Below are 21,616 nucleotides of genomic sequence, written 5' to 3' on the forward strand. Positions count from 1 at the left end.
ATGACTTCTATGTGGCTGGCCGATCGAACCCGACAGCCGTGGACCGCGAGCCGGCTGGAGGATGGGCCCCGCAGCGCCGAGTTTATCGTGGTCGGCGCTGGCATCACCGGCCTGATGACGGCGGTGCTGCTGGCCCGCGCCGGCAGGGACGTGATGGTGGTGGAGGCGCGCAGCGTCGGGGCCTGCGCCACCGGAAACACCACCGCCAAGATCAGCCTGCTGCAGGGCACTCATCTGTCGAAGGCGTTGCCCCGGCACGGCAGGGAGCTGGCCCGCGCCTACGTGGAAGGCAACCGGGAGGGCATGGACTGGGTCATCGAACACTGCCAGTCGCGCGGCATCGCGGTGCAACGCGAGGACGCCTACACCTACGCCCAATCCGCCAAGGGGGTGCCATCGGCGCGTTTGGAATTGAAGGCCTGCCAGTCGGTCGGCCTGCCCGTCGACTGGGTCGACGACGCCGACGTGCCGTTCCCGTACCACGGTGGGGTGCGGCTGCCGGACCAGGCGCAGTTCAATCCCATGGAGTTCCTGGACTCGTTGGCCACCGAGCTGCTCGACCGCGGCGGCCGACTGGTCGAAGGCACCAGGGTCCGGCGGGTGTCCAGTCGCGGCAACAAGTTGCAGGTACAGGTCAACAACGCCGCGCACAACGACATCGAACTCGAGGCCGGAAAACTGATCCTTGCCACCGGCATCCCGATCCTTGATCGCGGCGGATATTTTGCGCGGGTGAAGCCCAGCCGGTCGTACTGCCTGGCGTTCAAGGTGCCGGGCCCCATCACTCGTCCGATGATGATCTCCACCGACTCACCGACGCGTTCGGTGCGATACGCACCCATCTCCGACGGGGAGCTGTTGATCGTGGGCGGGGCCGGACACACCGTGGGTCGGAAGAAGAGTCCGACCAAAGCGCTCGACGAACTCTCGTCGTGGACACGACAACACTTTCCGGGTGCGGAGCAAACTCACTTTTGGTCGGCACAGGATTACACGCCGATCGACCAGCTACCGTACGTGGGCCCCATCTTGCCGAATAGCGAAACCATCTTTATCGCAACGGGTTTCAACAAGTGGGGCATGACCAACGGCGCCGCCGCGGCACTGGCTCTCATTAGCCGCATTCTGGGCGGCCGGATGGACTGGTCGCGCGCGTTCGCCAGCTGGAGCCCACACGAGCTGACCGGAGTGCTCACCGCGGTGCAGGCCAATCTCGAGGCGGGCTTCGATTTGGCAAAAGGCTGGATCACCCCGGCCACCCGCATCGGCCGGCGCAACCCCGGTCCCGACGAGGGCGGCGTCGTCAGCGGACCGCCTTGGCAGTTGGAAGCCAAGAGCCGGGTCGACGGCACCAACACCGTGTTTCGCCGGTTTGCCCGCATCTGGGCGGGATCGTGAATTGGAACGACGCCGACAAGGCGTGGGAATGCCCGCTGCACGGCTCGCGGTTCGCGCCGGACGGCACGCTTTTGGAAGGGCCGGCTACCCGGGACCTGACCGCATCCCACTGACGCTCGCTCAGACCTGACGCCACGATGGCTGGGCGGGATCGGTCAGCTCCTGGTCGACCGGGCCGACTCCGAAAACAGCGATCACGGCCGGGTCGGGTTGGTCTGCCGGAACACCGTCGTAGTGCGGGGTGCGCGCCGCACGCTTCACAAAGCCCCCGGGCCCCACTGGCGTCGCATCCTGAGGCGCAAAGTCGTTCCCGCTGTTGATAAACCAGGTACCGAACACGACGACCTGAATCCGGTCGGTTGCATAGGTATGGGGCGCGCTGAACCACCCGGGGTTCCACTTCATCAGGACCAGATAGGGCCCCGGCTTGTTGAAATCTCCATAGAGCATCGCCATTTCACCGCTGCGCGGCGGCAGGTTGCCCCACGGGCGGAACACGATCTGATCGAAGGGCTCGACGAAGGTTTCCCCAGGGTCCGGGCCCGTTTGCGGCGCCGGCGCCAGCTTGATATCGCCCGGCTTGTCGCCGGCCGCGATCGCCGCCAGCAATAGCGGTGCCGCGATCAGCAGCGCCCGCCGGTTCGACTCGATGTCGCCCATGTGATGCCTCCCCGATAGTCGCCTGACTCAACCCACCTTCCGGTATACAAGCCAGCGCAACTCGATGGGGAAATCCCGACTCGTCGGAGATGAGTTCAAGCGACAAGCCGGCAACCGCCTTGTCGACCTCGTCGCGGGTGAAGATCATGGTGTGGCATTGCTGCCCGAGTTGTCGGGCGGCGTCGTCGGGTACGTAGCCCTCGCGCGGAAGGAACGTGTTGAACACCAGACGTCCGCCGGGGGCCAAACACTGCGCGGCGAGTTCGAACATGCCGCCCAGCTCGTGCGGGGTCCGGAAGTCCGGCACCACCTCGGAGAACACGACCAGCTGATACTCGCCGCCGGCGCCTTCCATCGCCACGAAAACGTCGCTTTGGATGACACGGATGTCCACCGAATTCCGTTTGGCTTCACCGCGAATGATGTCGGCGAACTTACCGGCCAGCTCGACCGCGTCGACCGGGCGGCCGCGCCGGGCCAGGGCGAGCGCATTTCGGCCGGTACCGGCGCTGACGTCGAGCACCCGGCACGTGCTGGGATCGGTGGCTTCGTTGGCCAGCGCCCACACGCGTGCGTCGGGCTCGGTGCCGAACAGCGACCCCTCGCGGGTATCGACCCAGTTGTCGTAGTCGGCCCCGATGGTCGCCCACTGGGGCTTCACCCGGTAGTTCAGCGTGGTGCCGAACGGTGAATTGAACTGTACGACGATGTTCGAACGCGACGACGCCTTGAAGGCTTTCGCCAATTCACCTTCCAGTACGGCTTTGAGCTGAACGGTTTCTTCGGCTGTGTACCGTATGCCCAGGCCCGCAACGATGGTCGTGCACATCGTGACGTACTCGTCGAGCATGCCCGGAACGGCGGGGAGAACCAGCTGACCCTCGGACATCGTGCGTCGATGCAACCGCCGCGCCATCGCTGCACGCAGCGCCGACGGGTCGAAAGATCTGCGGTCGCGATCCTCCATCAGACTCTTGTACACGACCCGGCCGCCGGCCGCACAATAGGGCGTGGCGGCTGCCCGAGCTAACCGCGGCCAGGGGAGACAATGAGCGACAACGCGATCGCCCGGTTGGGTGCCGAGAAGTTCGTGTCCTTGACGACGTTCAAACGCAACGGCGATGCGGTCGCCGCGCCGCTGTGGATCGTCGGCGACGGCGCCCGGCTGTCGGCGTGGACCCCGGCCGACTCGTGGAAGGTCAAGCGACTGCGACACGATCCCCGGGTCACACTTGCGGCGTGCGGCCGGACGGGGAAGGTGCCGACCGGTCAGCCCGTCGTGGCAGGAACTGCCGAGGTGATCACCGACCCGGCCGAGGTCGCCCACGTCGAATCGCTCGTCAAGCGCAAGTACGGCTTGGAATTTCGGCTGGTGACCTTCATCGAAGCGCTCGTTGCGCGCGGCCGAAAGCCACGGTTCGTCCTGCGGATCACGCCGACCGAGTCGTCTGGTGAATGATGGTCGGCATGCGGGTCGAGAGTTTGCGCCGGTACCCGGTGAAATCCATGCTCGGCGAGACCGTCGAGAGCCTGTTCGTCGACGAACGTGGCGCCGACGGCGACCGGCGGCTGGCCCTGGTCGACACCGCGACCGGGCATGTGGCCAGCGCGAAACAGGCGCGGCTGTGGCGCGGCCTGTTGAAGTGCACAGCCAACGGAGATACCGGGCACGTACGCATCGGGCTGCCCGATGGGACAACGGTCGCCGCCGATGATCCCGACGTCGACGAGCTGCTCTCCCGGTTGCTGGGGCGCGCGGTGCGGCTGGTCAGCAAGCGTCCGGACGGCGCCACAGTCGAGCGTCCGGATCCCGAGAAGCTGCTCGAACTCGGGTTGGACGCCGACGTCGCGGGCCGCATCCTGAAGATCGGGCTGGGAACACCCGGCGACTCGTTCACCGACGATGCCCCGCTGCACGCAATTACCACCGCCACCTTGGAACATATCGGTGTCGAAGCCCTGCGCTACCGTCCGAATCTGGTGATCGCGACACCACCGGGCTGCCCTCCGTACGTCGAAAACGATTGGATAGACCGGGAATTGGGTATCGGCGCAGTGCGACTGCGCGGCTTGGAGCTCACTCCACGCTGCGTAGTTCCCACACTCGAGCACGGGGAGCTACCCAAAGCTCCCCAGGCGCTGCGCATCGCCGCGGCCGAAAATCGTTTGGAAGCCGGCACTTGCGGAGTGGCGGCGTGTGCGGGCATCTACTTCAAGGCGACGACCGAAGGTGTCATCCGGGTCGGCGACGAGGTCGTCCTCGACCCGTAGACGGTTAGTTGCCGAAGCTACTCGGCGCGTTCACGACCGTGGCAGGCCCGCCCGGCCCCGCGTCGATCCGGCTGGCAGCAAAGGACGCGCCCTTGTCGATCATGGCGCCGTCGTCGGCGTAGGTGTTGTGGGCGGCGAAGTTCATGCCGTCTGAGCACACCGGGTCCTCGTTGGCGCAGACCTTGATGGTCTTGGCCTGGTAGGTCGGTCCGATGACCACCGGCGGCTCGCCGAGGAAGTTCATCGCCCGCACGTTGGGCATGCCGAAGAGCACCACCGCGGCCACCTGGTCGGCGATCTCGGGTGCCAGCGGCTTGGGCACGGTCGCGGGATCAACCCCGTCGGGCACCGCGTCCGACGTCACGAAGCCCATCACGGCCGCGCCTTGGGAGAACCCGCCGAGCACCATCTTGGTCTTCGGGCAGCTGCGGGCCATCGACACGACGTGGGCACCCGCATCGCGAATGCCGTCCAGGCCGGTGTCCCACTCACTGCTGGCGGGGTAGTTGACCGCGTAGACGTCGACCGATTTCCCGCCCTCACGCCCGCGCAGATTGTCGACGAAGGCCTGCCCGGTGGGGCCGACCCCCTCCGGCTCGCCCGTACCGCGGGCGAACACCACCTGAACGTCGGGGCACGGCTCGGCCTCGGCCCACGGGACGGGGGAGAACAGGACAGAGGCGGCCAGGCTCAAAGTTACTGCGGCCGCAGGGCCCACGAAACGGATGACGTAACCGGCGATCATGCCCCATTAGGTGCCCATCCATGCCGATCACCAAACGAGCGATATTGCACACGCGCTCGTAAAAAAACTCGCCGAGTGCGGCTCGCCCTGTGGATGGCTCACGGCCACAGCCCATTTCATGCTGTGACAACACCGGTAGCCAGCGGGCCGAACCTATCGCGCGCCGGCGGCGCGAACGCGGCTCAACGCCACTTGATGCCGCACCCGATCGACGGCCGTTGGTCGGGGTCGACCGGGCGGCCGGCCAGCACGGCGTCGACGGCTGCGCGGACGTCGGCACCCGTCACCGGCAGGTCGTTTTTGGGGCGGGAGTCGTCGAGCTGGCCGCGGTACACGAGCCGGCGGTCGCCGTCGAACACGAACGTGTCCGGGGTGCACACCGCGGAGAAGGCGCGGGCGACGTCTTGCGTCTCGTCGTACAGGTAGGGAAACGTCCAGCCGTGTCGGCGGGCCTCGGCGACCATCTCGTCGGGCCCGTCCTGCGGATAGGTGACGGCGTCGTTGCTGGAGATCCCCACCATGGCGACCCCCTGTGCAGCGAGATCTCTGCCCAGCGCGGCCAGCCCGGTCGCGACATGCTGCACGTACGGGCAGTGGTTGCAGATGAAGGTGACGACCAGAGCGGGACCGGTGAGCTCGTCGAGGCTGACCAGGGCCCCGGTCGCCGGGTTCGGCAACGTGAACGACGGCGCCGGGGTGCCGAGGGCAAGCATTGTCGACTCGATAGCCATGTCCCCGAGACTAGTCGAGGCTAGTCCGGGGCGACCCGGAGACCACCGCCGATCGCAGGTACGGAAGGCTGCATCTCGTGTGGCCAGAGTTAGCCGCGTTGCAATCCGGGTGCCAGTCCGAAACATGGGGTGGGTGATCTCGCACACCGTCGCGATCTTCTCGGGATTGCTCGCCGCGTTTTGGGCAGCGGTCGGCATTGTCGTGCGGCAACGCGTCGCCCAACGCGTTGCAACCGGTGCGGACCTATCCCGCCCGACCGTGACAAGCGTGGTTCGCCAACCGTTGTGGTGGGCCGGGATTCTGGCCGCGGTGGCCGGCTACGTGTTTCAGGCCCTGGCGCTGGCCAACAGCTCCTTGCTGCTGGTGCAGCCGCTGCTGGTGTCGTCGCTGCTGTTCGCCCTGCCGTTGAGCGCGCGGCTTTGCCATCAGCGCATCACCGGAGCCGAATGGGGTTGGGCGATCGTGTTGACCGTCGCGCTGGCGGCTTTCGTGCTGGTCGGTCAGCCCCGCAAGGGCCACCATCGCTCGCCGATACCGTCGTGGACGATGGCGGTGGCATTGACCGCGCCGCTGGTCATCGTGTGCCTCGTCGCGGCCCGACGCACCCACGGCCGCACCCGCGCCATGCTGCTGGCCGTCGCGGTGGCGGTGCTGCTGGGCGTGGTCGCCGTGTTAACGAAGATCTGCACACACCGCTACGCCGTGGGCGGCTGGTACGGGCTCATGACCGTGCCGGCCCCGTACCTGCTGGTCGTGCTGGCGGTGGCGGTGACCATGGTGCAGAGCTCCGCCTTTCACGCCGGCGCATTGCAGGCGTCGGTGCCGCTGATGCTGGTGGGTGAACCGATCGTCGCGGTGATGCTCGGGGTCGTCGTGCTCGGCGAACACCTCGCGGTGCGCGGCTCGGCCGCACTGGGCCTGCTGGTGGCGATCGTCGCAATGGTGGCGTCGACTATCGCGCTGGCACGCGACCAGGCGCCCGGCGCAGGTCATCCGGCTGCGAAAGATGTCGGCACACCGCGTCCCAACGAAGACGATGTGATCGTCCAGTAGGACGTGCTACCGCTACCGCTCGAGGACGGCCTGTTCCAGGAAATCGACTGTGCGCGAAAGACTTTCGTCCGCCTTGGTCATCAGAGCGGCAACCTCGCGGGCCCGAGCCGCCCGTTCCGGGGTGAGGACGGTGCGCAGGTCCGCAGTCAACGAGTCGAGGGTGCTTTCGGCGAAAGCGCGTCCAGAGCCAACTTTCAGCCGCGTGATCCCCTCCGCCCAGACCGGCTGATCGAGCCAGAACCACAGGATCAACGTGGGGAGTCCGGCCCGCAGGCCCGCGGCTGTCGCGCCGGCGCCGCCGTGATGGACGACGGCGCGACACATCGGAAAAACGGCCGCATGATTCACCTCGGCCACGACCTTCACGTGCTCGGCGTCCGCAACCCCGGCAACGTCGTTCGGCCCGGCGCAGATCAACGCCCGCTCGCCCAGGCGCGCACAGGCCGCACTGATCACCGCGATGGTCTCTACGGGAGAGGCGAGCGGCGTGCTGCCGAAGCCGAAGTAGATCGGCGGCGTGCCGTCGGCAATCCAGGACAGCACCTCGTCATCGACGGCGCTGGGCAACCCCAGTGTCAGCGCGCCGACGAACAACGGCGAGCTACCCGAGCCCAGCCATTCGGCCGCCGCTCCCGGTAAGCAGATTTCGTCATACGCCTGGATCTCCACCGTCGGCGGCGTCGAGTCCCCGGCGACCTCCGGCAAGCCAAGCGCACCGCGTTGAGCGTCGTCGGTCTCCTTGGTGATCTGCGGACCGAATCCGCCGGCCGCCAGGATCCGCGCCGGAAAGTAGTGCAGCGCGCCGAGCGGAATGCCGTAGTACTCCGCGATATTGGCGGCCAGGCCCTGCTCGTTGAAGGCCGCGACCAGCAGGTCGGCCCCGTCCGCCATGGATCTCAGCGCCGCGCTCTTTTCGGCCTTGACCTCGTTGACATGCTGGGCGATCTCGGCCCACATGGTGACCGGATTCGAGATCTTGCCGACGAAGTCCGCGGCGAAGGCCATCTGCTGGCGCGAGTCGCGACCGTATGCAGCCGCGGGTAGCCCCGCGGATTCGACAAAGGCCACCATGTCGGGCGCGACGGCCATCCGCACGTCGTGGCCACGTCGCATCAGCTCGCGGCCGACTGCGGCCAGGGGCTCGACGTCGCCGCGACTCCCGTAGCCAGCGAGCACGCATTTCATCGGCGGAACCTCACTCGCGGTGCTGCTTGTCGGCTGCCATCCACCGCGCGGCGCGTCTGGGTCAGCGAAGCCGGTTGGCCGCGAACGTCGCGGCCTGGTCGGTCATCCCGGCCTGAATATTAGGAAACAATATTAGGAAACGTGCGCCATGATGTTTCCGCCGCCGGAGCAGATCGGGTCGTCGGGGGCGCACAAGCTGATGGTCTTGGCGGTGTAGATCGGGTTGGTCGTGGGCAACGGCTGCCCGCCCCACAACGCGCTGGAGAACTGACTCTTCGGCTCGCCGAAGAGGGCGATCGCGGCGACGGGTCAGCGACCGAAGCCGGCATCGCCTGCGTGGCCAGATCGATCACCGTCGAGCCCTGGGAGTAGCCCCCGAGCACCAACTTGGTCTTGGGGCAGTTGGCAACGGTGCCCTGGATATGACCGCTCGCGTCGTCAGAGCCGGCCGATGCGCTGTTGTGGTAGTCGTCGTTGGCCGGGTAGTTGACGGCATAGACCCCGACCGATTTTCCGCCGACCTGCGAGGTAAGCGAGTCGACGAACGCTTGGCCGATGTTGCCGAGCCCGGGCTCCTGGTGAGTACCGCGAGCGAACACCACCTCGACGTCGGAGCAGGGGTCAGCCGACGCGGTCGGGGAGATCGGCGCGGCTATTAGCGCCCACATCATCGCTGCTGCGACGCCAACAACACGAACAAGCCTGAGTGCACTCATTCCCAAATGCTGACATTCCGGCACAAACGGCCGCATCGGCGGCTGGCTTTACCCGGATGCGAAGTAACCGCGGCGGTACCTATCAAAATGAGGTGCTTGCCGGTGGGATGGAACCGGACGTCGGCTCAGGTTGAGCGTAGGTAGCCCGGCGACGCCGGGGTTCAGAAAGGCTGGGGAGCGTGACCGACTCGACGAGCGAGTCCGCGGCCGCCGCGGCTTCGGCGACGGTGCGCATCGGCGTTCACCTGTGGGCGGGCGGGACGCCGGACTACGCGACATGGCGCCAGGCGGTGCTGCATGCCGAAGAACTCGGCGCCGACGCCATTTTCGGCTACGACCACTTTCACAAGCCGTTCATCGACATCGTCGACGGCGTGCCGCAGCTGCAGGATGAGCAGCCCGAGGTCAACAACTTCGAAGCGTGGACCGCCCTGGCGTCGTGGGGCGAGATCACCAGTCGCGCCGAGATCAGCCTGCTCGTCAGCGGAATGCCGTACCGCAACCCCGACCTGGTCGCGGATATGGCTGGCACGGTCGATCACATCAGTGGAGGGCGGTTGATCCTGGGGCTTGGCGCCGGCTGGTATCCGCACGACTTCATCGCCTACGGCTACGCATACGGGACCGTGAGATCGAGGATGGACCAGTTCGACGAGGGCCTGCAGCGCATCGAATATCGGCTCAACCATCTGACTCCCAGCCCGTTGCGGCAGATCCCGATTTTGATCGGGGGAGGCGGTGAGCGACGCACCATTCCCGCGGCGGCGCGGCACGCCCATATCTGGCACAGCTTCGAACCCATCGACGAGATCCGCCGCAAAAACGAACTCCTCAAGCGGCTCGCGACCGAGGCCGGGCGCGACGAGGCCCGCATCGAGCGCGCAATGGCCTGGACGCCAAGACCGCCGACGCCTTCCTCGACGAGGGCGTCACGTTGTTCACCACCGAGATCCACCCTGACGACAACGGGTACGACTTCTCCGAGCTGGAGGCGATGCTCGCCTGGCGCGGGCAATAAGCGGCTCGCTACCAGCCGCGGATGAACATCTGATTTGCAACAGAAAACCGATGCGGCCCCTCGGCTGCGGATAGGTCGCGACAGTGGAAGTATCACCGGGGTGGCCGAGAAGAACCCGCAAACGATCTCTTACCCGGCGCCGGAATCGCGTCCGCGCCGCCACGACTACGCTCCGCTCGACCCCCATGTCATCGTCCTATTCGGCGCGACCGGGGATCTGGCCAAGCGCAAGCTGATTTCCGGGCTGGCCTATCTGGATCAGTCCGAGTTGGCACCCGACATCCAAATCGTCGCGACGTCGCTGGAGGATCTGAGCGACGACGAGTTTCGGGATATCGCCAAGAACGCGATCGATTCGTACGGCACCCACAAACTCACCCCCGAGCAGTGGGCCGATTTCTCCAAGATCGTGCGCTACGTCCCGTAGGGTGCCGGGCCGGCGGCACTGGCCGCCGCGGTCGCCGACGCCGAGGCGAACCTGGGCCCGAACGTGCGGCGCCTGCATTACCTGTCCGTCCCGCCGAAAGCGGCGCGCGACGTGATCACCATGCTGCGCGACGCGAACCTCGTCGAGCGCTCCCGGGTCGTCATGGAAAAGCCGTTCGGCACCAACTTGGAAAGCGCGGTGGCCCTCAACGACTTCTTGCACGAGACGTTCGACGAATCCCAGATTTTCCGCATCGACCACTTCCTCGGCAAGGAAGCCGCCCAGAACATCCTGGCATTCCGGTTCGCCAACGGCCTGTTCGAGCCAATCTGGAACCGCAACTTCATCGACCACATCCAGATCTACATCCCCGAAACACTCGGGCTGGATCAACCGGCGAACTTCTACGAAAGCACCGGCGCTTACAAAGACATGGTGGTCACCCACCTGTTCCAGGTAATGGCGTTCGTGGTGATGGATCCGCCGACGGCCCTGGAGCCCTATGCCATCAGCGAAGAGAAGAACAAGGTGTTCCGCTCGATGCTGCCGGTGAAGTGCGCCGACGTGGTGCGTGGCCAGTACAACGGGTACCGCGGGGAGCCCGGCGTGGCAAGCGATTCCGACACCGAGACGTTCATCGCTCTCAAGGTCGGCATCGACAACTGGCGCTGGGCCGGGGTGCCGATTTATCTGCGCACCGGCAAGAAGATGGCGGAGGGCATCCGCATCATCTCGATCGCATTCAAAGAGGCGCCGCGCAGCATGTTCCCGCCCGGGTCGGGGGTAGGGACCCAGGGCCCCGACCAGCTCACGTTCGATCTTGCTGACAACTCCAAGGTTTCGCTGTCGTTCTACGGCAAGCGGCCGGGGCCGGGGATGAAACTCGACAAGATGTCGATGCAGTTCTCGTCTCGAGAGATCGACACCGCGGACCAGACGCTGGAGGCTTACGAGCGGCTCATTCTCGATGCGATGCGCAGTGACCACACGCTGTTCACCACCGCCGAGGGCATCGAATCACTATGGGAGCGTTCGCAGGAACTCCTCAGCGACCCGCCCGCGGTCAAGGTGTACCCGCCGGGAAGTTGGGGGCCCAACGCGATTCATCAGTTGATCGCACCCAATGCGTGGCGGTTGCCGTTCGGGCGGGGTTAGCGCGAAGCGAGAACCTGATCGCAGCGGGGCACGCGTCAATACACCATCCAGGACAGCACCGACGCTTGCAGCCCGGACAGGACGCAGATAAAGGCCAGGAACACCAAGCTCCACAACACGACTCGGCGGAAGATGTCGCCCTCTTTTCCGTGCAGTTCGACCGCGGCGGCCGCGATCGCGAGGTTTTGCGGCGAGATGATCTTGCCCAGCACACCACCGGAGCTGTTGCCCGCGGCCATCAGCAGCGGCGAGAGCCCCGCCTTGGCCGCGGCGGTTACCTGCAGTGCACCGAACAGGGAGTTCGACGAGGTGTCGGACCCGGTCACCGCCACACCCAGCCAGCCCAGAATGGGAGAGAGCATCGCGAAGGCGCCGCCCGCCCCGGCCATCCAGGTGCCCAGCGTGATGGTCTGACCGGAGGCGTTCATCACGAAAGCCAGTGCCAGCACTGCCATTACGGTGAGGATTGCCCAACGAAGCCGATACAGTGTCGCGCCGTAGGCCTTGATCGCAGCGCCCACCGGCAGGCGCAGCACCACCATCGCAACGATGCCTGCCACCAGCATCTGGGTGCCCGGGGTGGTCAGCAGGTTGAAGGTGAAATTCGGCAGCGTGGACGGGGTGCCCTTGGCCGTCAGCAGATGCAGTCCCGGCCAGTGCACGGTGTAGGTCGCGCCGTCCAGATACCGCTTCACCGCCGGGATCTGGCAGATCACGAAGATGGCAATGATGATCGCGTACGGCGCGTATGCGCGGACGATCTCGACGCGTGACTCGCCTCGCCCCAGGCTCGCTTCGAATTCGGGGGCATCGTGTCGGAAGCGCCGCCCGCCACGACGACAGCGGCGCGGGTGCGGTCTGCGGACGCCGGAGACGTAGCAGTAACACCACTGCGCCGGCCGATAGCAGTGCTGCCACGACGTCGGTCAGCGGTACCGAGACGTAGTTCGACGTGGCGAATTGGCCGACTCCGAACACCGCGCCGGCGGTCAGTGCCGCGGGCCACGTCTCCCGGATTCCGCGTCGACCGTCGACGATGGCCACCAGGGCCAGCGGGACGAACAGTGCCATGATGGGGGTTTGACGCCCGACCATCGCGCCGAGCGCGTCGCTGGACAATCCGGATACCTTGCCGAGCACGATGACTGGTGTGGCCATCGCGCCGTAGGCTACCGGCGCGATGTTGGCAACGAGGGCGAGCACGGCGGCCTTGAGCGGCTTGAAGCCCAGGGCAAGCAACATCACCGAGGTGACCGCGACCGGCGCGCCGAACCCCGCCAGCGCTTCGAGTAGTCACCGCATCCAGGCGATCATCATCGCATTCTCGTTCGGCGCAGATCGTCGCTCACGCGGCCGTGACGTCGGAGTATCAAATGCCGTCGTTGTGGCCGCTGGGCTTGCAGGTTGCCGACGGTGTAGTCGATGGTGCCCCCATTACTGGAAATCTCCGCCATCTGGCCGAATTGCAGCACTTGTGGATCCGCGAATTCCGGTGTCGCCGCGACAACTCCGGCCCCCGCCAATAGAACTGTTGCTGCCACCGTTTTCGATGCAATGTGTGAGAACGCCATTTCGAGCTCCCCTCGTGAGGTGCCGGCTGTCGAAAGGCCGCAGCCGATTCACAGGTGAGTTCTATCCAGAGTTCGAAATTTCAAACCTGAAGTTCGCCTGCTCGGGCGCTCGGCCGGCCGCGACTGCCGGCCGCGTAAGTTGTTCGGAGCCCGCGCCACCCGAGAGGAAGCCATGACAACGATCGGATACCGCCGCGCAACGGCTGTCGGTTTGGCCGTCGCCGGGCTTATCGCTGCGGGCTGCGGCAACAGCAAGAGCGTCGACGCGTCGGCACCGCGTCAGGCCAAGGTGAGCGCCACCTGTACTTCTCACGCGCCGGCTCTGCCCACGGAGGTGAAGCTCGTCGGGGTGGACGACGTCGAGGTGACGCTGACGGGGCCGATCGCCGCCAAATACTCGTCGGCCACCAACAGTCAGAGGCAGGCTCTCGGCAAGCCGCTGACGGGTGACCGCAACGCGGGGACGCGGGAGAGCGGCGTCGTGTTCCAGCAGTTCCAGGGCGGCGCGATCATCGCGAAGAACAACCAGGTCGGTACGCCCGCATACATCGTCGTGGGCAAGATCCGCGAGGCCTGGAATGTCCCACGCGGTCCGGACGGCACGCCCACTGTCACCGGCACCAACGGTTCGGCAGGTCCGCTGGGTTTGCCCACCAGCGATGTGAATGTCGTCGGCGACTTGCAGGTGTCGACCTTCGAGCACGGCAAGATCGAGTACAACCCGACGACCGACCAGGTTGCGGTGACAGTAGACGGCAAGGTCGTGCCATCCGGGCTCTAGCTCGAATTGCGGCGCCGCTACCGCACGTCACCAGGTGGATGGCCGCCATGGAGGCTCCACTGGCCGCAATCGGGAGCCAGGACGTCGTTGACGTCCACTTCGAGTCCGCCGACCTTCGGCCCCGGATTGGACGCAGTGCTCACGACCCGCTGGTAGAGAACGGCGGCGGGGTGGACCTGATTGCCGGACCAGGCTCGAGTTTGCCACAGCCACCGGCGGCCGGGTGTGCTCGAACACCCGACAACGCCATCGGCCGCGGCCCACTGGCACACCCGGATGCCTCCGTAGACGCCGGTGCGTTGAACCCCGAGAACCGAGTTGATTCCGCGAAACCATTGCAGCGCAGTGCGATTCCAGGTGTCGCGATTAATGTCCTCGTCGATGGTGAAGAAAATTGGCGCGCTCTGGCCGCCGCCTGCCGCGGTGTGCAGTTGCCAGGCGGTGCGCGCGTCCGCGACGCCGCCCGCGTAGCCCCGGGTGAAGTCGGACGGTGCCGACCCTCCCGGCTTGCCGTATTGGTAGTTGCTGACGATCACCAGGCCCGCGGCTTTCAATGAGTCGGCGTAGGACCGCGTGATCGGCTTGGCGCCAAACGATGAGCCGGGACGCGACTCCGAAACGTAGTTGACCACCCCGCTATAGCCGGCGGCCCGGATCTGCTGCGCCGGAATCTGGCGCGCGGCAAAGTCGATCAGTTGGGGAGGGGTGGCGGCGGCCGCCGCGGGCATGCCGCAAGCTACCGATGCGGCACCCAGACCGGCCAACGCGGCGGCGTACCGGAGCGCGTCGCGGCGGGAAACAGTTCGCAGTCGCACATCGCTAACCGGCGCGGGCACATTGTGCATCGCGCGATGTTAACGATGTGACCGTTGTTACCGATAGACCTGCGCTAGCCGAAACGCGGTTGCAGTCCCTAATGGATATCCAACGGTGACCGTTCGGCTATCGCTTCACGCCGCGACGAAAGAACTCGGCGTGGGTATTTCCGGATCGTCAGCTGCGCGCGTCGTCGGCGGAGGAGTCGTCGTTTGCGGCCACGTGGTGCAGGACCCGCTCGTTGAGGGTGGCCATCATGTCGAGTTCAGCAGGGGTAAGCAGGTCGATGAAGTTCCGGCGGACGTCCGCCACATGCCCCGGCGCGGCCTTCTCGATCGCGGCGCGGCCAGCCGGCAGCAGGCAGACCATGGTGCTGCGGGCGTCGTCGGGGTTGGGTTCGCGGCAGATCAGCCCGGCCTCCTGCATGCGCCGCACGTGATGGGAGACGCGACTCTTCTCCCAACCCAGCGCGGTGCACAGGTCGCGCGCGGGCATGCGGTCCCCGTCGAGAGCCGAGAGCACCGCGAGGACCTCGTAGTCGGACCCGGATATACCCGATTCCTGCAGGCGCCGGTTCAGGTGCGCGACGAGTTGGTGATGCGCGTGCATGAAGGCGCGCCAGGCCCGGTCTTCGCGGGCGTTCAACCAGTTCGGTTCCATCGAGCGCATACTACCCAATTGGTTGATGCATCATCAAATCTCCATAATGGAGTAGTCGACCTCTTCGGTCGGTAACCAGATCGCGGAACTAATGAGCGACGACGTAGTCGCTCGCCTGTCCACGCATGTGGATCATGGCGTTGATCGACGAGCAGCCGCCGATCACTCGGCCGCGCGCGTAGTGAATGCTGCGGCCGGCCAGGCCGGGATCCGGCTCGGTCGTGAAGCACCAATCGGTGCGGGGGTTGGCGATCGTGTACAGATAGCCCACTGGCAACCTTGATCCAGAACTAGTTGTCTTTGCCGCCCGCCTCGATCAGGAGCACCCGGCGATCAGGGTCGGCGCTGAGCCGATTGGCGAGCAGGCAGCCCGCACTGCCTGCTCCCACGATGATGACGTCGAATTCGGCTACCGGGCTCACTTCGATATTGGACAACGAAATGGGTTGGCGCACCACTGAAGAAGGAATTCACTATCAGAGCTAACCTATGCCTCGGCGCCCGATACGGGAGCATGATTGTGTGCCGTGACCGTTAAGGATCGTTACCACAATCGTGATCTCGCACTCGTATCGTGAATACACGGAGAAGGCCAATACTTTCGACATCCCGACAACGCCTACCGGCGTTTGGGCCCTGGGGGCTGATATGACCACCTCAATCGCCGCGCACGACGTCGTCGACCAAGACGCGGCCGACGATCTCCTTTTGGCGGTTGCAAGTTTGAATGCCGTCGGCCGTCCACGGGGCGCCGGTCTCGTCGAATCGAAGCCGCGCTGGCGGCTCACGGAGGAAGAGATCGTGCGCGCGTCGGTCACGGTGATTTTGGTGGCCCTGGTGACAGTGATTGGCGTCTCCGCAAGCGCGATCTTGTCGATGGGTTAGCGGCGGGTGCCGCAACGGCCGGCTTCGCGGTGGCATCACTCCAGGTACGACCCCGGTGGGGGAGCACTTGACCAGGCAGTGGTCGTCGGCAGTGGGTTTCTGGGCGCGGCGATCTCCGAACAGGCTGTAGATGCCATGTGCAGCAACGGCTTTGACTTCGTGGGTGGGCACTCAAGGTCGGGGTGCCGGTGAGCGGCATGCCGAACGCATAGCTACCTGCGAGCCCGGAGAAAGCCCTGGACGCGACATCGCCGCCGAGAGGCAGCCAAAACCGCAGGACGGGTTTCAATGTGCAGGGTTCTTACGTGACATAATGTCGCTTATCGGCACAATTATCTATCGGCGGGCAGGTTTGGGCAAACCACCAATTGTGAGTTGCGCTTCGATTGCTCCAGCAGCCAGCGAGCTGGCTAGTCACAGCAGAGCACCCGCCTCAACAACTCAACATCCGTCGTGATACTTGTTCTTGCCAACCAGCGAGGCGCTCGGCAAGGATCTCCAGCCCTTTGGCCTCGCTGTCCGCGCCAATCCGTTCCGAGCATCGGAAATACTCCCACGTCGCTCCACGCGTGCAGCGCCACCAGCTCAACCCCTCTTCGGGAGGCCTCATCGAACGCCAAAGCGGTAGCTGCTTCCGAGGCCGGCGACCCGTCGACACCCAGTAGCACCGGCGCAGCAGGGTCAGGGGCCGCGCCATTGTAGGTATGAATGACCGCAACCGGGCAGTGGGCGTGATGAACCAGCGACGTGGTGACCGAGCCCAGCAAGCAGCCGTCCCAACGCTCCGAGTCCCTGGCTGCCGGCCACGACCATCCAGGCGTGTCCAGCACATCGGGTAGCTCGACCTCGATGTGGTGAACGGCTCCGTAATACGTTGGCTTGCAACACCAACCGAGATCGAACAGCACCGCAAGCATGAGATGGTTTTCGCTCAAAACATCGGCCACGAACCGCTTGATTCCGTGTGCCCGAGCGACGTGCGCGACATGCTTGATCAGGGCGGTTCCCACGCCGAGTGAATGATCTTCATGGGCGACCGCGACCGCGACTTCAGCGACTTTGGGGTCATCGACGACGACGTAGTGTTGCCACACCGATCAATTGGTCGGCGTCGAATGCACCGAGCGAGTACCGATCGTGGGACGGCTCGGTAATCGTTTGTACGAGGTGCTCGAGATCGATTTGGTTCAGCGTAAAGAACCGGTAGTACCGCTCGAAGTCGGTAAGGTGTTGATGCAGTGCCAGCGTCGCCTCGGCGTCTTCGGGGGTGAGGTTCCGCAACGACACCATCCGCCCGTCGACCAGTTGAGCCGTAGCGGAGTATTCCGCCAATTGATGGCCTCATGCCCCCTCCTTACGGCCGACCGCGGACATGTGTGTTTGGCTTGAACACAACGCTATTCGCGGTTCGCTCGGCCCGGCAGGGCCGTTAGAACCCCACCGCGGTGCCATTGGTCCCGCGCGCGTAACGCCGTGAGGGAATTCACCGCGCCTCAGCGACCGGGCAGCGGGGCCGTCCAGCGGATTCGGGTGCCCCCATCCGCTGCATTGCCGACGTCACAGCGACCGCCGACCTGTTCGGCGCGGTACAGCATATTCGCCAGACCGCTGCGGCGGCGATTGTCAGCGGGGATGCCACAACCGTTGTCGGTGACATCGATCGTCAACATGTCCCCGACATCGACCTCAACCGTGAGACGTGAAGCGCCAGAGTGGCGAACCGCGTTACTGACCGCTTCAGCGGTGACTGCTTCGGCGTGGTCGGCGAGCTCGCCGCCGATGGCACTCGTCGGCCCGTGCATCCGAACCGTGGTGACGATGTCGCGACCTTCGGTGAGGTCGGCAACCGCTCGTTGGATTCGGTTCCGGAATCCGCCGCCGTTTCCGAGTGGCGTTTTCAACTGGAAAATGGTGGTGCGGATCTCCTCGATGATTGTTTGGAGATCATCGAGGGTGCGGTTCAGCCGGTCGGCAACCTCCGCTGAACGCACCCGGGCCATTGTGCCTTGCAGATCCGTCCCCGCTGCGAACAGCCGCTGGATGACATGGTCATGCAGGTCGTGGGCAATGCGCTCGCGCTCGGCCACCAGCGTTAGTTGGCGCGTGTTTTCGCGGCCCGACGCGAGCATCAGCGCTATCGCGGCATGTGTCGCGAAATCGCTTACCAGATTGAGGTAACTGTGATCGAACGGCGGCCCTTCCGGGCTGCGGGCAACGACGATGACTCCGGCGATGTGATCGTCGGTCCGCAACGGCATCAAGATTGCGCTTCGCTGGCCGAGGTCGGTGAACGACTGGATCGGGTAGCTCAGAGCTTCGGTGATCTGTGGTTCACCGGACCGGAATACCACCCCGCTCGTGGAATCATCCACTGGATTTCGTTGGCCGATAAGGTCTGAGGCATTCAACCCCACCGCTGCGGAGATAACCAGCGTTTCGATTTCGTCCACGGGCAAGTCGTCGTCGTCTGGAACAAGCACAATCGCCTGCTCGGCTTCGGTTAGCACGCATACTTTTTCGGCGATCAACTGCAACGGGGCCCGGCTAGGTGCTTCGCTAGACAGAAGCGCGGCGGTGATTTCGCGGCTTGCCTCCATCCACTTCACCGCCGTCCGCTCCTGCGCGAACAGTTGCGCCTTGTCGATGGCGACCGCGGCAGCGAATGCCAGTGCACGAGCGGCCATCTCGTCAGATTCGGAGAACAAGCGGTTGGGCTCGTCGTGAGTGAGATACAGATTGCCGAAGATCTTGCCCCGAATGGTGATCGGCACGCCGAGAAAAGCCCGCATCGGCGGATGGTGCGCGGGGAATCCGACCGCGGCCGGATGCTTCGTCAAATCGTCCAGACGCAATGCCGGCGTGTCATAAAACGACAGGCTCAGAATTCCCTTGCCAACCGGCAGATGCCCGATCTGCCCCGCGTGGTCGGCCTCTATTCCGTCGTGGACAAACGACATCAACATCCCGTCGGCGTCGCGGATCGCTAGGGCGCCGTACGGGGCAGAAGTCAACTTCCGGGCCGCGCTGATGATGCGGCGCAGGGTTGCGTCCAGCTCGAGATCGGATCCGATCTCGACGAACACCTGAAGCAGTTGCTCCATCTGATCACGCGACGCCAGCAACTCGTCGAGTTGCTGGTGCATTCTGCTGACGAGCCCACGCTGGCCGAGTCCGGCAAAAGCCGAGTCACTATCACCGCTGACCATTCGCCCGATACCTCCGGCTGTTCGGACCCCCGACACCTGCTCGTCGTCCAGCGCAACGTGCGCTTAGCGAGCAACGCGGAGACGCCATCGCCGAGTTTAATCGAATGGCAATAACTACCCAACAAATGCGGGATGCCCAAACCCCCATCCCGACGGCAAGCGCGCGCTCGATCGGGCCTGCTCAGGACGGTTTCGGCCGGCCGGCCCGGACGCGTCGGATGCCGAGCCTGCCCCGCCGATGACCTCGAGTTCGAGTCAACGCACGTGTCGACTCCGCTCGCTTGTCGTTACAACCCGGACGGGTACGTTTCCGGTGTTTCGCCGGCGATCCACAAACTCGTCGGCTCCAGCGGCTCGAGTGCTCGGGTCCGATCGATATGGATCATCGCGTCGAATTGATCCGCGGGCCGAACGTGGAAGTAGTGGCTTTGGCGCTCCGTTTCCGGCCGATAAATCACGCCGATGGCGCGACCCAAGCGAACAACGCCGAGCGGGTCCGCGGCTTCGGGAGTGAGATCTGGCGACACCAGGAAGGAGCTTTTGCCGGTCTCGTGTAGCAATTCTACGATGCTGCCGTTCAGCGCAGGCCGAACAGCCTTGCGTTCCGCGACGCCGCCCCAGTCGCTGGCGGCAGTCACGGTACCGCTGTACGTGCTGAATCCGATCAGGCGTGACTCGTCGCCGTATCGCTGCCGGACCAGTTGCCCCAGGGTGAGTTGCCCATCCGCGGACATTTCGGTCGCCCGTGCGTCGCCGACGTGAGAGTTGTGCGCCCACACCACTATTCGTGCCCGCTCAACGCCGTCGTGACGGTCCAGGTGTTTCAGTAGCGCCTCGAGTGTTTCGGCCATGTGCTTGTCACGCAGGTTCCACGAGTTCACCCGGCCGCTGAACATCGCACGGTAGTACACCTCGGCGTTGCGTACCGTTTGCGCATTTTGCTGGGCGTAGAATAGCTCGTCGTCGGCGAGCAGTCCGCCCCTACGCACATACGCCAGGGCGTTGCGCTGCATGTCGACCAGCTGTTCGATCGCTTCGCTTTCGCACGATGGACCCGCCCCGAACGCCGCCGCGAAACCGTACGCTCGACCGTCGTCGGCCGAAGCATGGTCGAAGCACGCGTAGCGATTTCGCGCACGCATCGCCGCCTTCGGGTCAACTCTATCCAGGTAAGTCACCACTTCCTGGATAGATCGATGCAGGCTGTAGAGATCAAGTCCGTAGAAGCCGGCTTGGCGCTGCTGCCTTGACTCGCACTGCAGGTTGCGGATGCGCAGCCAATCGGCGAAGTCCCGTACGACGGTGTTGCGCCACATCCAGGCGGGAAATCGCTCGAAACCGCCCAACGCTCCCTCGGCGGTCTCGTCCACGCCGAGGCCCCGGACGTACCGGTTCACCCGGTAGGCATCGGGCCAATCGGCCTCCGCGGCTACAGCGCAGAAACCCTTCTCCTCGATAAGCCATTTCGTGATGGTGGCCCGAGCCTGGTAAAACTCGTGCGTCCCATGTGAACTCTCACCGATCAGCACGATGCGCGCGTCGCCTATCAGCTCCTGCAGCGCCTCGCGCGGCGGAACGCCCGATGGAGCGTCGATGGCCACGCGGCTGAGCACCTCGGCTGGCGTCGGCGCCTGTGGCGGCGCTGTCGATAGATCGGTCGTCGAAGTAGCGAGCAGCTGGTGCACTTCCTCGTCGGTGACCTGGCGAAAATCCCAGAACGACTCCCCGACCGCGAGGAACGGGGTGGGCATACTCGCACAGACCACATCGTCCACCAGGCCCGCGAATTCCCGGCAGGTAGATTCCGGGGCGGCCGGCACCGCAATCACGATGTGCGCGGGTTCGGATTCGCGAAGGGCGTGCACCGCCGCGAACATGCTCGCGCCGGTGGCCAACCCGTCGTCGACGAGGATGACCGTCTTTCCGGTGACGTCGAGCGGAGGGCGTCCGCCGCGATACGCGGCCTCACGCCGGATCAGCTCCCGGCCCTCGCGTTCGGCGATGGCACGCAGTTGTCCCGGCGAGATCCGCAGGCCCCGTATCATGTCGTCGTTGACCACTACGCGGCCACCGCTTGCCAGTGCCCCGACCGCGAACTCTTCGTGCCCGGGAGCGCAGAGCTTTCGCACCACAAAGGCGTCCAACGGCGCATGCAGCGCGGCGGCCACCTCCCAGGCCACCGGTAGCCCGCCCCGCGCCAAGCCCAGCACAATCACATCCGGTCGGTCGCGGTAGGCGCCGAGGAGGTTTGCCAAAACTCGGCCCGCCTCGCGACGGTCGCGGAACACCCGGCGCGGTAAGCGCCGGGTGTTCTCAACGGCTCTAGTCATCATGCAC

The 21,616-nt window shown here is 65.2% G+C and carries 16 protein-coding genes and 9 pseudogenes; 8 read left to right on the forward strand and 17 right to left on the reverse strand.

Annotation, left to right across the window (positions count from 1 at the left end):
• Positions 1–1,511: pseudogene (locus T428_RS28550) on the forward strand (FAD-dependent oxidoreductase).
• A gap of 7 nt (positions 1,512–1,518) precedes the next feature.
• On the opposite strand, the gene T428_RS28555 reads toward T428_RS28550, so the two are convergent.
• Together T428_RS28555 and T428_RS32100 are read right to left on the reverse strand one after the other, a co-directional pair.
• Complete coding sequence (locus T428_RS28555; protein WP_025737218.1) at positions 1,519–1,896, reverse strand: cupin domain-containing protein; 378 nt, start codon at positions 1,894–1,896, stop codon at positions 1,519–1,521.
• Entirely contained in the window at positions 1,856–3,025 is a 1,170-nt protein-coding gene (locus T428_RS32100; RefSeq protein WP_025737219.1) for a class I SAM-dependent methyltransferase, read from the reverse strand. The genes T428_RS28555 and T428_RS32100 overlap by 41 nt, the downstream gene beginning before the upstream one ends.
• Positions 3,026–3,106: 81 nt before the next feature.
• Here T428_RS32100 and T428_RS0115635 point away from each other — a divergent pair, with 81 nt between their 5' ends.
• Both T428_RS0115635 and T428_RS0115640 read left to right on the forward strand, forming a co-directional pair.
• Positions 3,107–3,517, forward strand: coding sequence for a PPOX class F420-dependent oxidoreductase (locus T428_RS0115635; RefSeq protein WP_025737220.1), 411 nt, complete (start codon positions 3,107–3,109; stop codon positions 3,515–3,517).
• On the forward strand, positions 3,517–4,329 hold the full coding sequence (locus T428_RS0115640) for an MOSC domain-containing protein (protein WP_245604942.1): 813 nt from the start codon (positions 3,517–3,519) through the stop codon (positions 4,327–4,329). Before T428_RS0115635 ends, T428_RS0115640 begins: the two co-directional genes overlap by 1 nt.
• 4 nt (positions 4,330–4,333) lie before the next feature.
• Here the strand turns inward: T428_RS0115640 and T428_RS0115645 are convergent, their stop codons facing one another.
• Entirely contained in the window at positions 4,334–5,074 is a 741-nt protein-coding gene (locus T428_RS0115645) for a cutinase family protein (protein ID WP_025737222.1), read from the reverse strand.
• 182 nt (positions 5,075–5,256) lie between these two features.
• Positions 5,257–5,805: a thioredoxin family protein gene (locus T428_RS0115650; RefSeq protein WP_025737223.1), complete on the reverse strand. Its 549-nt coding sequence runs from the start codon at positions 5,803–5,805 to the stop codon at positions 5,257–5,259.
• A 124-nt stretch (positions 5,806–5,929) separates the two neighbouring features.
• Here T428_RS0115650 and T428_RS0115655 point away from each other — a divergent pair, with 124 nt between their 5' ends.
• A complete protein-coding gene (locus T428_RS0115655) occupies positions 5,930–6,859 on the forward strand; it encodes a DMT family transporter (RefSeq protein WP_025737224.1) in 930 nt (309 codons plus the stop codon).
• 12 nt (positions 6,860–6,871) lie between these two features.
• Here the strand turns inward: T428_RS0115655 and T428_RS0115660 are convergent, their stop codons facing one another.
• A complete protein-coding gene (locus T428_RS0115660; RefSeq protein ID WP_025737225.1) occupies positions 6,872–8,044 on the reverse strand; it encodes a glycosyltransferase in 1,173 nt (390 codons plus the stop codon).
• A 61-nt stretch (positions 8,045–8,105) separates the two neighbouring features.
• Positions 8,106–8,760, reverse strand: a pseudogene (locus T428_RS28565) (cutinase family protein).
• Positions 8,761–8,987: 227 nt separating this feature from the next.
• On the opposite strand from T428_RS28565, the pseudogene T428_RS28570 reads away from it, so the two are divergent.
• Both T428_RS28570 and zwf read left to right on the forward strand, forming a co-directional pair.
• Positions 8,988–9,778 (forward strand): annotated as a pseudogene (locus tag T428_RS28570) (LLM class F420-dependent oxidoreductase).
• A 100-nt stretch (positions 9,779–9,878) separates the two neighbouring features.
• Positions 9,879–11,360: pseudogene (gene zwf / locus T428_RS28575) on the forward strand (glucose-6-phosphate dehydrogenase).
• Between the two features lie 35 nt (positions 11,361–11,395).
• Here the strand turns inward: zwf and T428_RS35475 are convergent.
• From T428_RS35475 to T428_RS28585, 3 genes and pseudogenes are all read right to left on the reverse strand, one after another.
• Positions 11,396–12,076, reverse strand: coding sequence for an L-lactate permease (locus T428_RS35475; RefSeq protein ID WP_051465255.1), 681 nt, complete (start codon positions 12,074–12,076; stop codon positions 11,396–11,398).
• A gap of 202 nt (positions 12,077–12,278) precedes the next feature.
• Positions 12,279–12,602 (reverse strand): annotated as a pseudogene (locus tag T428_RS35480) (L-lactate permease); the annotation flags it as partial.
• A gap of 130 nt (positions 12,603–12,732) precedes the next feature.
• Positions 12,733–12,931: pseudogene (locus T428_RS28585) on the reverse strand (hypothetical protein); the annotation flags it as partial.
• A 172-nt stretch (positions 12,932–13,103) separates the two neighbouring features.
• On the opposite strand from T428_RS28585, the gene T428_RS0115685 reads away from it, so the two are divergent.
• Positions 13,104–13,712: an LGFP repeat-containing protein gene (locus tag T428_RS0115685; protein WP_025737226.1), complete on the forward strand. Its 609-nt coding sequence runs from the start codon at positions 13,104–13,106 to the stop codon at positions 13,710–13,712.
• Between the two features lie 17 nt (positions 13,713–13,729).
• On the opposite strand, the gene T428_RS0115690 is transcribed toward T428_RS0115685, so the two are convergent.
• From T428_RS0115690 to T428_RS34710, 3 genes and pseudogenes are all read right to left on the reverse strand, one after another.
• Positions 13,730–14,557 carry a DUF1906 domain-containing protein gene (locus T428_RS0115690; RefSeq protein ID WP_025737227.1) on the reverse strand — a complete coding sequence of 276 codons (828 nt, stop codon included), beginning with the start codon at positions 14,555–14,557 and terminating at the stop codon, positions 13,730–13,732.
• Between the two features lie 148 nt (positions 14,558–14,705).
• Positions 14,706–15,188: a MarR family winged helix-turn-helix transcriptional regulator gene (locus T428_RS0115695; protein WP_025737228.1), complete on the reverse strand. Its 483-nt coding sequence runs from the start codon at positions 15,186–15,188 to the stop codon at positions 14,706–14,708.
• Positions 15,189–15,291: 103 nt separating this feature from the next.
• Positions 15,292–15,610 (reverse strand): annotated as a pseudogene (locus tag T428_RS34710) (GMC family oxidoreductase N-terminal domain-containing protein); the annotation flags it as partial.
• Positions 15,611–15,743: 133 nt separating this feature from the next.
• Between T428_RS34710 and T428_RS0115710 the strand changes: the two are divergent.
• The gene (locus T428_RS0115710) at positions 15,744–16,073 is read left to right on the forward strand and encodes a hypothetical protein (protein WP_245604937.1); all 330 of its coding nucleotides are present in this window, start codon (positions 15,744–15,746) and stop codon (positions 16,071–16,073) included.
• A 413-nt stretch (positions 16,074–16,486) separates the two neighbouring features.
• Here the strand turns inward: T428_RS0115710 and T428_RS32115 are convergent.
• From T428_RS32115 to T428_RS0115725, 5 genes and pseudogenes are all read right to left on the reverse strand, one after another.
• Positions 16,487–16,892 (reverse strand): annotated as a pseudogene (locus T428_RS32115) (universal stress protein); the annotation flags it as partial.
• Positions 16,893–17,041: 149 nt separating this feature from the next.
• Positions 17,042–17,167: pseudogene (locus tag T428_RS35485) on the reverse strand (GNAT family N-acetyltransferase); the annotation flags it as partial.
• A complete protein-coding gene (locus tag T428_RS31275) occupies positions 17,139–17,405 on the reverse strand; it encodes a GNAT family N-acetyltransferase (RefSeq protein ID WP_156942969.1) in 267 nt (88 codons plus the stop codon). The pseudogene T428_RS35485 and the gene T428_RS31275, both read right to left, overlap by 29 nt.
• Before the next feature lie 161 nt (positions 17,406–17,566).
• Complete coding sequence (locus T428_RS0115720; protein ID WP_025737231.1) at positions 17,567–19,216, reverse strand: sensor histidine kinase; 1,650 nt, start codon at positions 19,214–19,216, stop codon at positions 17,567–17,569.
• A 350-nt stretch (positions 19,217–19,566) separates the two neighbouring features.
• Positions 19,567–21,612, reverse strand: coding sequence for an erythromycin esterase family protein (locus T428_RS0115725; RefSeq protein ID WP_025737232.1), 2,046 nt, complete (start codon positions 21,610–21,612; stop codon positions 19,567–19,569).
• Between the last annotated feature and the right edge of the window lie 4 nt (positions 21,613–21,616).

It is taken from the genome of Mycobacterium genavense ATCC 51234 (assembly GCF_000526915.1).
GTDB lineage: Bacteria > Actinomycetota > Actinomycetes > Mycobacteriales > Mycobacteriaceae > Mycobacterium > Mycobacterium genavense.

Bases quoted from the DNA above. Each gene is read 5' to 3' on its own strand.
- T428_RS32100 (WP_025737219.1), bottom strand. From the start codon at position 3,025: ATGGAGGATCGCGACCGCAGATCTTTCGACCCGTCGGCGCTGCGTGCA.
- T428_RS0115635 (WP_025737220.1), top strand. From the start codon at position 3,107: ATGAGCGACAACGCGATCGCCCGGTTGGGTGCCGAGAAGTTCGTGTCC.
- T428_RS0115640 (WP_245604942.1), top strand. From the start codon at position 3,517: ATGGTCGGCATGCGGGTCGAGAGTTTGCGCCGGTACCCGGTGAAATCC.
- T428_RS0115645 (WP_025737222.1), bottom strand. From the start codon at position 5,074: ATGATCGCCGGTTACGTCATCCGTTTCGTGGGCCCTGCGGCCGCAGTA.
- T428_RS0115650 (WP_025737223.1), bottom strand. From the start codon at position 5,805: ATGGCTATCGAGTCGACAATGCTTGCCCTCGGCACCCCGGCGCCGTCG.
- T428_RS0115655 (WP_025737224.1), top strand. From the start codon at position 5,930: ATGGGGTGGGTGATCTCGCACACCGTCGCGATCTTCTCGGGATTGCTC.
- T428_RS0115660 (WP_025737225.1), bottom strand. From the start codon at position 8,044: ATGAAATGCGTGCTCGCTGGCTACGGGAGTCGCGGCGACGTCGAGCCC.
- T428_RS0115685 (WP_025737226.1), top strand. From the start codon at position 13,104: ATGACAACGATCGGATACCGCCGCGCAACGGCTGTCGGTTTGGCCGTC.
- T428_RS0115690 (WP_025737227.1), bottom strand. From the start codon at position 14,557: ATGCACAATGTGCCCGCGCCGGTTAGCGATGTGCGACTGCGAACTGTT.
- T428_RS0115695 (WP_025737228.1), bottom strand. From the start codon at position 15,188: ATGGAACCGAACTGGTTGAACGCCCGCGAAGACCGGGCCTGGCGCGCC.
- T428_RS0115720 (WP_025737231.1), bottom strand. From the start codon at position 19,216: ATGCACCAGCAACTCGACGAGTTGCTGGCGTCGCGTGATCAGATGGAG.
- T428_RS0115725 (WP_025737232.1), bottom strand. From the start codon at position 21,612: ATGATGACTAGAGCCGTTGAGAACACCCGGCGCTTACCGCGCCGGGTG.